The organism is Xenorhabdus griffiniae (genome assembly GCF_001028135.1).
GTDB classification, from domain to species: Bacteria; Pseudomonadota; Gammaproteobacteria; order Enterobacterales; family Enterobacteriaceae; genus Xenorhabdus; species Xenorhabdus bakwenae.
Genome location: NZ_LDNM01000004.1, coordinates 49,589 through 63,123 on the forward strand (window position 1 = coordinate 49,589; position 13,535 = coordinate 63,123).

Genomic DNA, 13,535 nt, shown 5'->3' on the forward strand with positions numbered 1-13,535 from the left:
TGATTTAATTATATAACCCGCCAAAACGTTGGTAATACGCGGCGGTAGGTTGAGGTAATTGGCCAATGGTTGTTTCGCAATGTTCACTGACGTAGCGTGTCGCAGCCAGGCCAAGGCGCTGATAAATATTGATACACAAATTACGGGCAATTTGCCCTTCCCATTGTACGGGCAGCAATGCATTCGGCAGCAGTGGATCGCGCAGGACGATGCGGCGATAAAAGTGGATCAGCAGCAGACGCAACTGGAAACAGCGTTCTGGGGTCAGGTCAGCCTCATGGCAATCCCGTAGCAGTGTCATCAACGGACGGAAGGAAACAATAAATTCGTGATAATGCTGTGATATCTGCTCCAGTGACCAATTGAGAGAGACAAGTTCTTTCAGGCTCTGTTCCGAACGCGGGTAAGGATAATCAGCCCGGAAATAGATGACAGAATCGCTGGCGTTGAGTTCGCCCAACAGAGAGGGAATGTCTCTTTGGGAGTGGCTTGGTGCAGCCATCAGGGTACTGTTAAATTGCGCGAATCCGAGCCAGCCCAGCGCTTTTTTCAGGCGGGTGCGCTCGTTTTTGGTAGTGCCTTCCAGTAGCAGCAGATCCCACTTGCCATCCCATTCTGGCTGCTCATAGAGGTAGATTTTATCCTCGGCATGACGAAATTGATGCATTCCCCGTTCGGCGATGCGGTAATAACTGCGTCGCCCGAGTTTTTCTACTGTGAGCCACCCCTCTTTTTGCAGCCTGAATACGGATGTTCTCACGAAACGGTCACTAAACCCCATCGGTTCCAGCAAGAGGCTCAAACTGCCAAGCCAGACTTCACCGCCACGGTGACTCAGGGCATCCCCATATAAGGAGATAATCAGCGATGTTCCGCTGACAGGCTGTGCATTGAGAGCGTGTTGGATAAAATCATCAAGTTTATGTGCCATAGTTTCTGTGATCTGCTCAAAAGTGTGTCATAACTGTATCGGTAAGCTCAAAGAAAACCCCTCGGAGCAACATACTGTTGGGAAAAATACCCTTAAAAAGGGTGCCACCGCCGTTTCATAGCATTTAACTTGCGGTGGCAAAAGGTTATTCGTGTGGCCGGTTGTCGATCACCCGTACCGCTTTGCCTTCTGAGCGTGGAATAGCACCACAGTTGACAATGCTGACATCGATGCTGAGTCCTACCGTTGATTTTATATGCTGGCGCAACTGATGACAGAGGTTGCAACGTTGTTCATGGTTCAGCAGATCGGGTTCTTTTAGTTCAACTTTGACTGTCAGGCAATCATAGTTACTTTCGCGGTTGACTTCCAACTGATAGTGGGGAGAAAGCGCCTTAAAGCACATGATCTGTTCTTCTATTTGTGATGGAAAGACGTTGATGCCACGAATAATCAGCATGTCATCGGAACGGCCGGTGATCCTGTCCATGCGACGCATATTACGCGCCGTACCGGGCAATAAGCGTGTCAGGTCGCGGGTGCGATAGCGGATCACGGGCATGGCTTCTTTGCTTAAGGTAGTGAGAAGGAGTTCTCCGGTTTCGCCATCTGCCAGGTTATTTAGGTTATCAGGATCAATGACTTCCGGGTAGAAATGATCTTCCCAGATGGTAGAGCCGTCGGCGTATTCCAGTGATTCCATGGCAACGCCTGGACCCATCACTTCGGACAAGCCATAGATGTCGAGTGCTTTGATACCCATGCGTGTTTCAATTTCAGTACGTAAGGTGGTTGTCCACGGTTCTGCGCCAAAAATACCAACACGTAAGGAGCATGTGCTGGCACCCCCACCCATTTGGCGCTCCAGCTCATCCAGTAAAGTCAGGCAGTAAGAAGGCGTCATCATAATGATGTCAGGCTTGAAATCCACAATCAGTTGCGCTTGTCTGGTGGTGTTACCGCCAGATACCGGAATGACGGTTGCTCCCAGTCGTTCGGCGCCATAGTGCGCACCCAATCCTCCGGTGAACAGGCCGTAACCGTAGGCGACGTGAACTTTGTCTTTGGCACTTGCCCCGGCAAATCGCAGGCTGCGGGCGACCAGCTCTGACCAATTATCGATGTCCTGTTGGGTATAACCCACCACCGTTGGGCGTCCCGTTGTGCCGGATGAAGCATGAATGCGAACTATCTGTTCCATTGGGACAGCAAAAGCACCAAAAGGATAGTGTTCCCGCAGATCTTGCTTGGTGGTGTAAGGAAATTGGGCGATATCACTAAGTTGCTTGAAATCACTCGGATGAATACCGGTTGCATCAAATTTGCGGCGGTACATGGGAACGTTGTTATAGGCGTGGTTGAGGGTCCATTTTAACTGGTTAAATTGCCATGCCTGAATCTCATCACGTGAAGCAAATTCGATAGGATCCAGCGGATTCTTCAGGTTTTGTACGTTGTTGCTCATTGTTGCCTGTCCTTTTGTTGATTTGTTTGTAACAGGTTATTTTTTATGGTTATTTACTTGCATGTAGTTATGTGCACGTCGTGATACGCAGGTGTTGGTTAAGTCAGGTAAATAGCGGCTATGCAATACGTTCAATAATCATGGCGATGCCTTGCCCGACGCCAATACACATGGTGCATAAGGCGTAACGTCCGGCCCGTCGCTCCAGTTCAAGGGCAGCTGTCAGCGCAAGGCGGGCACCGCTCATCCCCAGAGGATGCCCCAGTGCAATTGCCCCGCCATTTGGGTTGATGTGTTCTGCGTCATCCGGTAATCCCAGTTGGCGTATCACCGCCAGTGCTTGTGCAGCGAAAGCCTCATTCAGTTCAATAACATCCATTTGATTCAGGGTTAAGCCGGTGAGTTCCAGTACCTTGCGAGTCGCAGACAGTGGCCCGATCCCCATGATGCGTGGCTCCACACCACATGTTGCCGTTGCGACAATGCGTGCCCGTGGTGTCAGCCCCCGGCACAAGGCTGCTGTTTCTGAGGCGATGATCACTGCTGCCGCACCATCATTGACACCGGAAGCGTTACCGGCGGTGATGGTGCCGTCTGCACGGAATGGGGTTTTGAGCCGTTGTAATTGTTCGAGCGTCGTTTCTGGTCGTGGATGTTCATCCTGTGAAATAACCGTAGCTACGCCTTTTTTATTGGCGGGAGGCAGAGTCACAGGGATGATTTCCTCGGCCAGTACGCCACGTTGTTGCGCTCTGGCGACACGTTGCTGGCTGCGCAGGGCGAAGGCATCCTGATCATCGCGGCTAATGTGAAACTGGGCGGCAATATTTTCTGCCGTTTCTGGCATGGAGTCTGTGCCGAATTGCTGTTGCATCAGGGGGTTAATAAAGCGCCAGCCCAGAGTGGTATCAAAGATCTCCGTCTGCCGGCTGAAAGCACTGTCTGCTTTGCCCACCACGAAAGGGGCACGGGTCATCGATTCAACGCCCCCCGCCAATATCAATTGGGCGTCGCCGGATTTAATACTGCGAGCGGCGAAGGCCAACGCATCAAGGCCTGAGCCACATAACCGATTGACTGTTGTACCAGAAACCGAATTTGGCAATCCCGCTAACAATAGCGCCATACGTGCGACGTTGCGATTATCTTCTCCTGCCTGATTGGCGCAGCCGAGGATCACATCATCGATTTGTTGCCAATCCAATGCCGGATAACGCGTCATCAATGCCCGTAGCGGCAGGGCAGCCAGATCATCAGCCCGCAGGCCGGATAGCGCCCCCCCATAACGGCCGATAGGTGTGCGGATACCATCACAGATAAATGCATGGTTCATGATTACTCTCCCTGACGGTTTGGCTGGTTTTTTTTCAGCGTATTGTCCGAAATAGGGGGGCTGAGGCGATGGGAGTAACCACGGAAAAAAGCCACAACGTTGCCGTTCTGGTTGATGATCTCCACGTCGTACAGGCCTGTATTTTTACCTTGATGCCGAACGGAAGCGGTGGCGGTCAGTTGATCACCCACTAATGCCGGCCGGATAAAATCAATGCTGCCTCTGGAAGCGACCGCAGCCAGCCCTTCACTGTTACAGGCATAGGCGAAAGCCGTATCCGCCAGACTGAACAGAATACCACCGTGACAACGGTGATGACCGTTGAGCATGTGAGGCACGATTTTCATACTGAGTCGGGCCAACCCGATATCGATATGTTCAATCTGTATTCCCATATTTTGGGCGCAGACATCTTGGGCATAAAGAGTTTCAATGTGATGGCGAGCCGCGTTAACGTTATTTTGCATGGTCATCCCCTTTCTTGCGTTTTTGAGCCTGTTGGTAGGGGAGTTGGGTATGCCCTGCCGCGAGTTGGCGCAGTAAGGGGGCTGGGCGGTAACGGGGTTCCCCATAAAACTTCTGCAAGTTTTCCAGCGTACTGAGAATATGTTTCCAACCCAACTGTTCACTCCATGCCAGCGGGCCGATGGGATAATTCACACCGTAGCGCATCGCCAGATCGATATCTTCAGCGTTGGCGATACCTTTATTAATGGCATCCAGTGCCTCGTTGCACAGCATGGCAACGGTACGCATGGTTAGCAGGGCGGGATAATCCGGCAGGAGAATGACCTGCTTACCGAGGGATTGCAGAAAACCGATCACCTTTGCGGTTTGCTGAGGCGTATTCTGGCAAGCAGCACTGAGTGTCATGACAGAAGCCGATTGGTGATTGGCGGAAAGGTCAAATTGCACCACGGGTGCCCTGACTTCATCGGCAATCTGGGCGCAGGTTCTCCCTTTGGTCAGAATCAAGAGAATGTCATCAATCTGCAAGGTCGGGGAGTGGAATCGGTCATTTTTGCTTTCTTCGAAGATGATTCCATAGTGCTGTAACTTAGGGTGTTGTAACAGGGCAACAAAGTGTGGCAATGCCGCCCAATTTCCTGTCGCCTTGATCCGCACTGGCTGTTTTTGTGCTTTGGTGTGTTTCGGTTCTAGTTTGGGTTGCGGCTGGGTCTCTTTTTTTCCGCCGCTTCCTGTTATGTCATAGGCGTAAAAACCACGACCGCGTTTACGCCCAAGATGATTGGCATCCACCAGCTCTTTTTGTCGCAGTGAAGGTTGGAAACGGGGATCACAGTGGAAAGCATGAAACAGGGATTCAGTCACGGCGTAATTAATATCATGGCCGATCAAATCCATCAGTTGTAATGGTCCCATAGCGAAACCGCCCGATTCTTTGAGAACGGCATCTAATGTGGCGGGAGTCGCAATCTGCTCTTCCAGTGCACGCAGGGTTTCAGCATAGAATGGGCGGGCGATGCGATTGACGATAAACCCCGGCGTAGAATGGCAAATTACCGGTTGTTTTTTCCAGCCAGTTACGAAGTTTTTGAGTGTTGCCATGGTTTGGGGGGAAGTTTCCAGACCCTGCACGATTTCCACCAGCTTCATTAGGGGGGCTGGGTTGAAAAAATGTAGTCCTGCCATGCGCTGTGGCGCAGACAGGACACGGGCAATGGCGGTAATCGACAATGATGAAGTATTGCTGGTAAACAGGGTTTGGTGTGAACAAATGGATTCCAGTTGCTGGAAGAGATCCTGTTTAGCTGCCAGTTGTTCGATAATGGCTTCAATCACCAGCCCACACGGTGCCAACGCCTGTAACGAATTCGCCTGAGTGATGCGTTGTAACAGGGTTTCTGTTGCGCTGGCTTCGGCTTTGCCTGCTGCGACACGTTGATGCAGGCGGGTGCGTAAACTATCCAGCGCCTGACTGGCTGTTTCGTCGTTGCTGTCAAACAGCAGGACGGAATGCCCTGCCTGCGCCGCAATCTGGGCAATGCCGATGCCCATTGTTCCCGCACCGATAACGGCTATGGGACCGTGGAGGTGAGGCGTGTTCATAATCATTTCCCCTTGAACATTGGCTGGCGTTTTTCAATGAATGCATTAACGCCTTCACGGAAATCTTCGCTATGCCCGCACCGGCGTTGTAAATCTCGTTCGAGAGCAAGCTGTTGTTCCAGCGTATTGGTTGCGGTGGCATAGGTGGCTTGCTTGATGCAGCTAAGGGCCAGGGTAGGTTGGGTAGCAAGGTGTCGGGCGAGTTTCTGGGTTGTATCTTCCAACTCTTCTGGCTCAACAACTTGCCAGATCATTCCCCAATCCAGGGCTTGTTCGGCGCTGATTTTGTCGCCCAACAGCGCCATCCCCATCGCCCGCGCCTGCCCAATCTTATGAGGCAGGAAGTAGCTACCGCCAGAATCAGGTGTCAGGCCAATACGGCAGAAAGCCTGAATAAAGCTAGCGGTACGGGAAGCGATAACGATGTCACAGGCCAGAGCAAGGGAGACACCAGCCCCCGCCGCGACACCGTTGACGGCGCAGATAATGGGCTTAGGCAGAGAAGTCATACGCCGGATTAGCGGGTTGTAGTAGCGTTCAACCGATAGGCCGAGATCAGGGATACCGCCATCAGAGATAACGACATTGCGATCATTTAAATCTTGTCCGGCACAGAAGCCGCGTCCGGCTCCGGTGAGCCGGACACAGCGTACGGACTCATCCTGTTCAGCAATATCCATTGCCTGACTTAATTGTTGGTGCAGCTCCTCGTTAAAACTATTGAGGCATTCTGGACGGTTGAGAGTAATGCTAAGGACACCTGCTTGTATATCAGTCAGTACCGTTGACATGTTTTCCATCGATCAGAACCCTTTAAATGTTGGTTTACGTTTTTCCAAAAAGGCGGAGATGCCTTCCTGACGATCGGTTGTGCCGGCCAACGTAACAAAATGCTGGCGTTCGGCGAGTAGCCCTTGTGACAGGCTGGTTTCTTGGGCGGACTTGAGGGCTGCTTTGGCCGCCCGCAAGGCCAGAGGGGAAAATTCGCTGATGCGCTGCGCGATCTGCTCTGCACGTTCTCGTGTCAGGGCATCAGGGCACACTTCGCTGACCAGCCCCGCGCTCAAGGCGCGATGGGCATCGATAGCTTCGCCGGTCAAGACCATCTGGTAAGCCAATGCTTTGCCGACGCTGCGGATGAGCCGTTGTGTTCCTCCCGCCCCCGGAATCAGCCCCAATGTGATTTCTGGCAGGCCAAAACGGGCGCTTTCTCCGCAAATCACCAAATCACAAGCCAATGCCAGTTCGCAGCCAGCGCCAAGTGCGTAGCCATTGACGGCCGCGATCAGGGGCTTGCTGATATTATTTAAACGTTGCCATAGCTGTGGACGGCGATCCGTCATGGCTGTAGCAACGTTTTGTTGTTGTAGTTCTCTCAGATCGGCACCTGCCGCGAAACAGCGCCCGGCTCCCGTCATAACAATGGCACCTGTACCGTTATCTGCCTCCGCAAGTTCCAATTGCTGCACGAGCTGTTCCAGACAATCATTACTGAGGGCATTGCGCACTTCTGGCCGGTTTAGGGTCAATGTGCACACCCTTTGCTGCTGGTGGCATAAAATCCATTCCTGACTCATGGTGGCTCCTCAGACATCAAAATCGACAACGACATCATCGCCTTTCGGCCATGACTGGCAGCTCAAGATATAACCGGCAGCCAATTGATCGGGTTCAAGGCTGTAGTTCACCCTCATATCTACTTCGCCGGCTTTAAGCTGGCATTTACAGGTAGCGCATACTCCGCCTTTGCAGGCGTAGGGCAAATCTGCGCCCTGACGTAATGCGGCATCGAGGATGCTGTCATCGTCGGCGTTCATGGCAATGTTGAGGATACGGCCATCCAGGTGGATCTCAACGCGGGCTTCACTGCGTTCTGCCAGATTGGCAGGGCGGGAATTTACCGTGGCTTGTCCGGTATTGAAACGTTCACTATGGATGCGTTCAACCGGTATCCCCGCCTGCTCCAGCGCAGAGTGGGCCTCATCCAACATGGCTTCCGGCCCACAGAGAAAAGCATGGTCAAATTGGGTAAAATTGAGCAGGGTTTTGCCGATGTGGTTTAGGTGCTCAGTATCAATACGTCCGTTAAACAATGGGCTATCAGTGGTTTCCTGACTGAATAAGTACAGCACCTGAAAACGGCTCAGGTAGCCATTTTTGAGATCGGCCAGCGCTTCTTTGAACATGGCAGAGCGACTGGTGCGATTGCCATAAATAAGTGTAAAAGTGCTATTAGGCTCTAATGCCAGCGTACTTTTGATGATCGATAAAATGGGCGTGATACCCGACCCTGCGGCAATAGCCAGATAATGCCCCAGCTGGTCTGTATTGGGGTGATGGCCAAAATTGCCCTGTGGCTGCATGACTTCCAGCTCATCCCCGACTTTTAATTGTTGGTTGATGAAGGTCGAAAAACGGCCCTGGTGAATGGCTTTGACACCAATTTGTAATACATCATCCAACGGTGAGCTACAGATAGAGTAGCAGCGGCGTAGTTCTTCGTGATTCACTTTTGCCTTGAGTGTCAGGTGTTGGCCAGGGTGATAGCAGAACTGTTTTTTCAGTTCAGCGGGAATATGCAGGGTGACGACCACTGCATCCGGCGTTTCCCGTTCGATGGCAGCAATGCTTAAGCGATGAAAGCCATGTGAGCGTGTTTGATGCAAAGTGGACATCTTACGTTCCTCGTTAAGTGCGTCCTCGTTAAGTGCACCTCGTTAAATGCATTTGAAATAATCAAAGGGTTCCAGACAATCCCGACAGCGATAGAGGGCTTTGCAGGCCGTGGAACCGAATTCGCTGATTGTTTCTGTTTTATGACTGCCACAGTACGGGCAGGTAATGGGGACCATATCCGCTGTTTTTTCGCAAGCCAATCCCTGCGGAGGGGCAATACCGGCTGCTCGCAAGCGTTGTTTGGCATCTGCATTTATCCAGTCGGTCGTCCACGCAGGGTGCAGGCTTACTTCGATATCCACCGGCGCAAAGCCTGCTTGGGCCAGCATTTCCTGAATGATTCCGATCAGGTACTCCGTTGCAGGACAGCCGGAATAGGTTGGGGTAAATGTCACCCGCCAGCCGTTTTGTAACGGGGTGACAGCCCGTATCATGCCAAGATCAGTAATGGAGAGCGCGGGCAGTTCTGGATCGGCAATTTGGTGCAGGCATTGCCAGATTTGATGAATTTCCGGCGGTTGTATCTCTGCATGGAAGCGAGGGTTACATTGCTGTTCCATGATCTTCTCCTATACCAATCCGTATTGTCACCAGTTGCAGTTGGGGTAGGTGCGTTGCAGGTATTGCATTTCTGCCAACATGTATCCCAAATGCTCTGTATGCAGCCCTTGTTTTCCGCCATGTCGATAAGGCACCTCTTGTGGCATTGCTAGCGTGGCTTCGGTGAGCGTTTCGTTGATGATGTGCAACCACGGTTCATGCAGGGTGCGGGGATCAATGGCAATGCCTTCTTCTGCCAGTTGCTGTTCGATTTCGTCGCAATAGAACAGTTCGCCGGTAAAGCGCCACAGTTGATTTATAGACTGCTGGATTTTTTCGTGGCTCAGTGCTGTTCCATCGCCTAATCTGATCATCCAGCCTCGGCTAAAGCGCAGGTGATATTCCACTTCCTTCAACGATTTGGCACTGATTGCTGCCAATTGGGGATCACGACTTTGCTCCAGCGCCTGATGCAGCAAAACATGATAGGCATCAATAAAAAATTGGCGTACCAAGGTGTCATTAAAGCCACCATTGGGTTGTTCTGCCAGCAACAGATTGCAGAATTCGCGCTCATGACGCGAAAATGCCAGATGATCTTCATCCAGCCCTGTTCCTGCAAGGGTGGCGGCATAACTGAGGCAATGGCGTGCCTGGCCCAACAGGTCGAGTCCGATGTTGGACAGGGCAAGGTCAATTTCCAGTTCGGGTGCATGTCCACACCATGCGCACAAGCGCTGTGCCAGAATCAGTGGGGTATCTCCCTGACGAAGGACATAGTTGAACAGGGCGTGGTTTAACAGGGAATGGCGGGGAGATGAAACGCTATGTGTATGCATATTCTCGTCCCCTACATATTTTTGATGCCATCAGGAATGGCGTAGAACGTGGGATGACGGTAAATTTTGTCCTCCGATGGCTCGAAAAAAGCACCACGATCTTCCGGTTGTGACGCGACCAGATAGATGGATTTCACTACCCAGATGGAGCAGCCTTCGTTGCGCCGGGTGTAGGCATCGCGTGCGTTTTCCAGTGCCATTTGATCATCTGCCGCGTGGAGGCTGCCGGCGTGACGGTGCGCCAATCCCTGTTTACTGCGAACAAAGACTTCATACAGTGGCCAATCGGTATCGTTCATCAGATTTACTCCCTTCAAGGTGGTTCAGTAACGCGAGATACTAAGCGACACGATTTTTGGCGGCTATTTTCCCGGCGTGAACCGCTGCCGCTTCCCGTACCCAACTTCCGTTTTTCCAGGCCCGGCGTTTGGCTGCCAGCCGTTCGTGGTTGCATAGCCCTTGTCCTTTCAGCACCTGATAAAATTCATCCCAATTGATTGCACCAAAACGGTAATGGCCTGTTGTTTCATCCCAAGCCAGCTCAGGATCGGGCGCTGTCATACCCAGGGCTTCCAACTGGGGTACGGTGTTGTCGATGAATTTTTGCCGCAGTTCATCATTACTGAATCGCTTGATTTTCCATGCCATGCTCTGGGCGCTGTTGGGGGAATCACTGTCATTGGGACCAAACATCATCAATGTCGGCCACCAGAAGCGGTTGATAGAATCTTGTAACATGGCGCGTTGGGCTTCGCTGCCATTCGCCAGCACGGTTACCGCTTCATAGCCCTGCCGCTGGTGGAAACTTTCCTCCTTGCAGATTTTTACCATCGCACGGGCGTAGGGACCGTAAGAGGCACGGCACAAGGCAACCTGATTGACAATTGCCGCACCATCCACCAGCCAGCCAATCACACCAACATCAGCCCAACTGAGGGTGGGATAGTTAAAGATTGAAGAATATTTCATCTTGCCATCCAACAACTTTTGGTAAATATCCTGACGGGAACAGCCCAATGTTTCAGTGGCGCTGTAGAGATACAGCCCGTGCCCGGCTTCATCCTGGACTTTCGCCAGCAATATGGTCTTGCGGCGCAGGGTCGGGGCACGGGTGATCCAATTGGCTTCCGGTAACATGCCGACGACTTCCGAGTGTGCGTGTTGGCCGATTTGGCGTATCAGGGTTTGGCGATAGGCTTCGGGCATCCAATCTTTAGCCTCGATCGAGAGATCGGCCGCTATTTTTGCCTCAAAGCTCGCCTGACGCGGATCTGTTGTCATGTGCGACTCCATTATGATTCTTATTTTATGAGATAATATATAAAAATGAATCACTTTACATAACTGCAAATCTACAAACTGATAACAAAAATAGCAAACACAAAAATTGTGTATTTGTTGTCCATATCACAATATTAATTTTTATTCGTTATAAAACAATTGATTAGTTATTTTTATTTAGCGATGGGATAAATATTAACAAGTGATCAGGTGAAAATGTTTGTTTTTTGTTAATTTTATGGGTGGTTTTGTCAATCATATATGTGATACATAAATGGCCTTTCATTACTTAATGATTGTTTCATGGGTTAAATCGGTGGAGAAAAAAATGCAACAGTTAACGAGTTACATTTGTGGTGCCTGGGTTTATGGGCACGGTGATCCCAGAACTATTTATCATGCAGTCAGCGGCGAAGCTTTGTATCAGGTCTCTTCAGAAGGTTTGTCCTTGGCAGAAAGTTTAGGCTACGCCCGTGAAAAAGGCGGAAAGGTGCTGGCTGCGATGACGTTCCAGCAACGGGCGCAGATGATGAAAGCAGTTGCAAAACACCTGCTCGCCAACAAAGAAGCCCTGTATGCCATTTCCACAGAAACAGGCGCAACCCGTGCGGATAGCTGGGTGGATATTGAGGGGGGCGTAGCTACTCTGTTCTCCTATGCCGGGTTAGCCGGGCGTGAATTGCCGGATGATACCCTGTGGCCGGAAGATGAGATGATCCCGCTGTCTAAACAGTCCCAGTTTGTGGCACGCCATGTGCTGACTTCCCGTCCCGGTGTTGCACTGCATATCAATGCGTTTAACTTTCCGTGTTGGGGGATGCTGGAAAAACTGGCACCGACGTGGATGGCAGGCATGCCAGCGATTATCAAGCCTGCCACGGCATCCGCCCAACTGACACAGGCGATGGTGAGCATGATCATCGATAGCGGTCTGGTGCCGGAAGGGGCGTTGCAATTGATCTGCGGTGGCATTGGTGATCTGTTTGATCATCTCGATTATCAGGATGCGGTGACGTTTACCGGTTCGGCTAAAACGGGGCAAAAGTTGCGGGTCCATCCTCGGCTGATAGAAAAATCTATTCCTTTTACGATGGAAGCGGATTCGCTTAACTGCTGCATTTTAGGCGCGGATGTGACACCTGACATGCCAGAATTTGGCGTTTTCATCAAGGAAGTCGTTCGTGAAATGACGGTAAAAGCCGGCCAGAAATGTACGGCTATCCGGCGTGTTATTGTGCCCGCCAGCCAAATGGAAGCGGTCAAACAAGCACTACTTAAACGGCTATCTGGCGTGGTAGTTGGTGATCCTGCTTTGCCGGAAGTGCGCATGGGGGCGTTGATTAATCGGGAACAGCGTGATGAGGTGCAGGCGAAGGTCAACGAATTGCGCAATAGTGGTTGCGAGGTTTTATGTGGTGGTTCACTGGATAAATGGGTGCTGGCAGGCAATAACAACCGTCATGGTGCCTTCTACCCGCCGACATTGCTCTACTGTGCAGATCCAATGACCAATCAGGTGGTACACGGCACCGAAGCCTTTGGGCCGGTGGCCACGTTAATGGCGTATCAGGATACCGGGCAGGCGATTGCATTGGCGATGATGGGACAGGGGAGTCTGGCTGGCTCACTGGTGACGGCAGATGAACAGATTGCCGTACAGGTGATCCGGGCGACAGCCTGTGCGCATGGTCGGATGCTGGTGCTGGATGAAGCGGCGTCTGCGGAGTCCACGGGACACGGCTCCCCGCTGCCCATGCTGGTACATGGTGGCCCAGGGCGTGCCGGTGGCGGAGAAGAGTTGGGTGGCTTGCGTGCTGTGAAACATTATATGCAGCGTACAGCGATCCAAAGCAGCCCCAGTATGCTGGCCGCGATTGGCCGTGAGTGGGTTCGTGGCGCGAAAGTGAAAGAAGGGCCGATTCATCCATTCCGCAAGTACTTTGAACAAATTGAAATGGGTGAAAGTTTGCTGACGGCTCGCCGGACGGTGACGGAAGCGGATATCGTGAATTTCGCTTGTCTGAGTGGCGATCATTTTTACGCCCACGTGGATAAAATTGGCGCGGCTGAATCCTTGTTTGGCGAGCGTGTGGCACATGGTTATTTTATCGTATCGGCGGCGGCGGGCTTGTTCGTTGATGGTGCGGTAGGGCCGGTACTTGCCAACTACGGTATGGAAAACCTGCGCTTCATTGAGCCGGTCAAGATTGGCGATACCATTCAGGTTCGTTTGACCTGCAAGAAGAAGATTAAAAAAGTCCAGAAGACGCCAGAAGATAAACCACATGGGGTGGTGGTGTGGGATGTTCAGGTGCTGAATCAGGAGCAACAGCCGGTGGCGCTTTATAGCATTCTGACTTTAGTGGAACGGCAGCAAGGGGATTTTGCGGCTTAGGAGGC

General features: G+C 51.7%; 13 protein-coding genes. 1 reads left to right on the top strand and 12 read right to left on the bottom strand.

What is annotated here, in order from left to right:
* Positions 1–4: 4 nt before the first annotated feature.
* From paaX to paaA, 12 genes are all read right to left on the bottom strand, one after another.
* Positions 5–931 carry a phenylacetic acid degradation operon negative regulatory protein PaaX gene (gene paaX, locus AAY47_RS00970; RefSeq protein ID WP_047766378.1) on the bottom strand — a complete coding sequence of 309 codons (927 nt, stop codon included), beginning with the start codon at positions 929–931 and terminating at the stop codon, positions 5–7.
* Positions 932–1,076: 145 nt separating this feature from the next.
* Positions 1,077–2,396, bottom strand: coding sequence for a phenylacetate--CoA ligase PaaK (gene paaK, locus AAY47_RS00975; RefSeq protein WP_047766379.1), 1,320 nt, complete (start codon positions 2,394–2,396; stop codon positions 1,077–1,079).
* Between the two features lie 118 nt (positions 2,397–2,514).
* Positions 2,515–3,729, bottom strand: coding sequence for a 3-oxoadipyl-CoA thiolase (gene pcaF, locus AAY47_RS00980; RefSeq protein ID WP_047766380.1), 1,215 nt, complete (start codon positions 3,727–3,729; stop codon positions 2,515–2,517).
* Between the two features lie 2 nt (positions 3,730–3,731).
* Positions 3,732–4,202 (bottom strand): hydroxyphenylacetyl-CoA thioesterase PaaI, encoded by a 471-nt coding sequence (gene paaI / locus AAY47_RS00985; RefSeq protein WP_047766381.1) that lies wholly within the window; start codon positions 4,200–4,202, stop codon positions 3,732–3,734.
* Complete coding sequence (locus tag AAY47_RS00990) at positions 4,186–5,799, bottom strand: 3-hydroxyacyl-CoA dehydrogenase (RefSeq protein WP_047766382.1); 1,614 nt, start codon at positions 5,797–5,799, stop codon at positions 4,186–4,188. The genes paaI and AAY47_RS00990 overlap by 17 nt, the downstream gene beginning before the upstream one ends.
* 2 nt (positions 5,800–5,801) lie before the next feature.
* On the bottom strand, positions 5,802–6,599 hold the full coding sequence (gene paaG, locus AAY47_RS00995) for a 2-(1,2-epoxy-1,2-dihydrophenyl)acetyl-CoA isomerase PaaG (RefSeq protein WP_047766383.1): 798 nt from the start codon (positions 6,597–6,599) through the stop codon (positions 5,802–5,804).
* Positions 6,600–6,602: 3 nt separating this feature from the next.
* A complete protein-coding gene (gene paaF, locus AAY47_RS01000) occupies positions 6,603–7,376 on the bottom strand; it encodes a 2,3-dehydroadipyl-CoA hydratase PaaF (RefSeq protein WP_047766384.1) in 774 nt (257 codons plus the stop codon).
* A gap of 9 nt (positions 7,377–7,385) precedes the next feature.
* Complete coding sequence (paaE, locus tag AAY47_RS01005) at positions 7,386–8,474, bottom strand: 1,2-phenylacetyl-CoA epoxidase subunit PaaE (RefSeq protein ID WP_047766385.1); 1,089 nt, start codon at positions 8,472–8,474, stop codon at positions 7,386–7,388.
* 42 nt (positions 8,475–8,516) lie between these two features.
* Complete coding sequence (gene paaD, locus AAY47_RS01010) at positions 8,517–9,035, bottom strand: 1,2-phenylacetyl-CoA epoxidase subunit PaaD (RefSeq protein ID WP_047766386.1); 519 nt, start codon at positions 9,033–9,035, stop codon at positions 8,517–8,519.
* A gap of 27 nt (positions 9,036–9,062) precedes the next feature.
* Positions 9,063–9,854, bottom strand: coding sequence for a 1,2-phenylacetyl-CoA epoxidase subunit PaaC (gene paaC / locus AAY47_RS01015; protein ID WP_047766387.1), 792 nt, complete (start codon positions 9,852–9,854; stop codon positions 9,063–9,065).
* An 11-nt stretch (positions 9,855–9,865) separates the two neighbouring features.
* Complete coding sequence (gene paaB, locus AAY47_RS01020; RefSeq protein ID WP_047766388.1) at positions 9,866–10,153, bottom strand: 1,2-phenylacetyl-CoA epoxidase subunit PaaB; 288 nt, start codon at positions 10,151–10,153, stop codon at positions 9,866–9,868.
* Between the two features lie 40 nt (positions 10,154–10,193).
* A complete protein-coding gene (gene paaA, locus AAY47_RS01025; RefSeq protein WP_047766389.1) occupies positions 10,194–11,135 on the bottom strand; it encodes a 1,2-phenylacetyl-CoA epoxidase subunit PaaA in 942 nt (313 codons plus the stop codon).
* Between the two features lie 328 nt (positions 11,136–11,463).
* Here paaA and paaZ point away from each other — a divergent pair, with 328 nt between their 5' ends.
* Positions 11,464–13,530 (top strand): phenylacetic acid degradation bifunctional protein PaaZ, encoded by a 2,067-nt coding sequence (gene paaZ, locus AAY47_RS01030; RefSeq protein ID WP_047766448.1) that lies wholly within the window; start codon positions 11,464–11,466, stop codon positions 13,528–13,530.
* Positions 13,531–13,535: the final 5 nt, after the last annotated feature.

What these genes read in the sequence shown, in the direction of transcription:
- paaE (WP_047766385.1), bottom strand. Translation starts at nt 8,474, where the DNA reads ATGTCCACTTTGCATCAAACACGCTCACATGGCTTTCATCGCTTAAGC.
- paaX (WP_047766378.1), bottom strand. Translation starts at nt 931, where the DNA reads ATGGCACATAAACTTGATGATTTTATCCAACACGCTCTCAATGCACAG.
- pcaF (WP_047766380.1), bottom strand. Translation starts at nt 3,729, where the DNA reads ATGAACCATGCATTTATCTGTGATGGTATCCGCACACCTATCGGCCGT.
- AAY47_RS00990 (WP_047766382.1), bottom strand. Translation starts at nt 5,799, where the DNA reads ATGAACACGCCTCACCTCCACGGTCCCATAGCCGTTATCGGTGCGGGA.
- paaF (WP_047766384.1), bottom strand. Translation starts at nt 7,376, where the DNA reads ATGAGTCAGGAATGGATTTTATGCCACCAGCAGCAAAGGGTGTGCACA.
- paaA (WP_047766389.1), bottom strand. Translation starts at nt 11,135, where the DNA reads ATGACAACAGATCCGCGTCAGGCGAGCTTTGAGGCAAAAATAGCGGCC.
- paaK (WP_047766379.1), bottom strand. Translation starts at nt 2,396, where the DNA reads ATGAGCAACAACGTACAAAACCTGAAGAATCCGCTGGATCCTATCGAA.
- paaC (WP_047766387.1), bottom strand. Translation starts at nt 9,854, where the DNA reads ATGCATACACATAGCGTTTCATCTCCCCGCCATTCCCTGTTAAACCAC.
- paaD (WP_047766386.1), bottom strand. Translation starts at nt 9,035, where the DNA reads ATGGAACAGCAATGTAACCCTCGCTTCCATGCAGAGATACAACCGCCG.
- paaZ (WP_047766448.1), top strand. Translation starts at nt 11,464, where the DNA reads ATGCAACAGTTAACGAGTTACATTTGTGGTGCCTGGGTTTATGGGCAC.
- paaI (WP_047766381.1), bottom strand. Translation starts at nt 4,202, where the DNA reads ATGACCATGCAAAATAACGTTAACGCGGCTCGCCATCACATTGAAACT.
- paaG (WP_047766383.1), bottom strand. Translation starts at nt 6,599, where the DNA reads ATGGAAAACATGTCAACGGTACTGACTGATATACAAGCAGGTGTCCTT.
- paaB (WP_047766388.1), bottom strand. Translation starts at nt 10,153, where the DNA reads ATGAACGATACCGATTGGCCACTGTATGAAGTCTTTGTTCGCAGTAAA.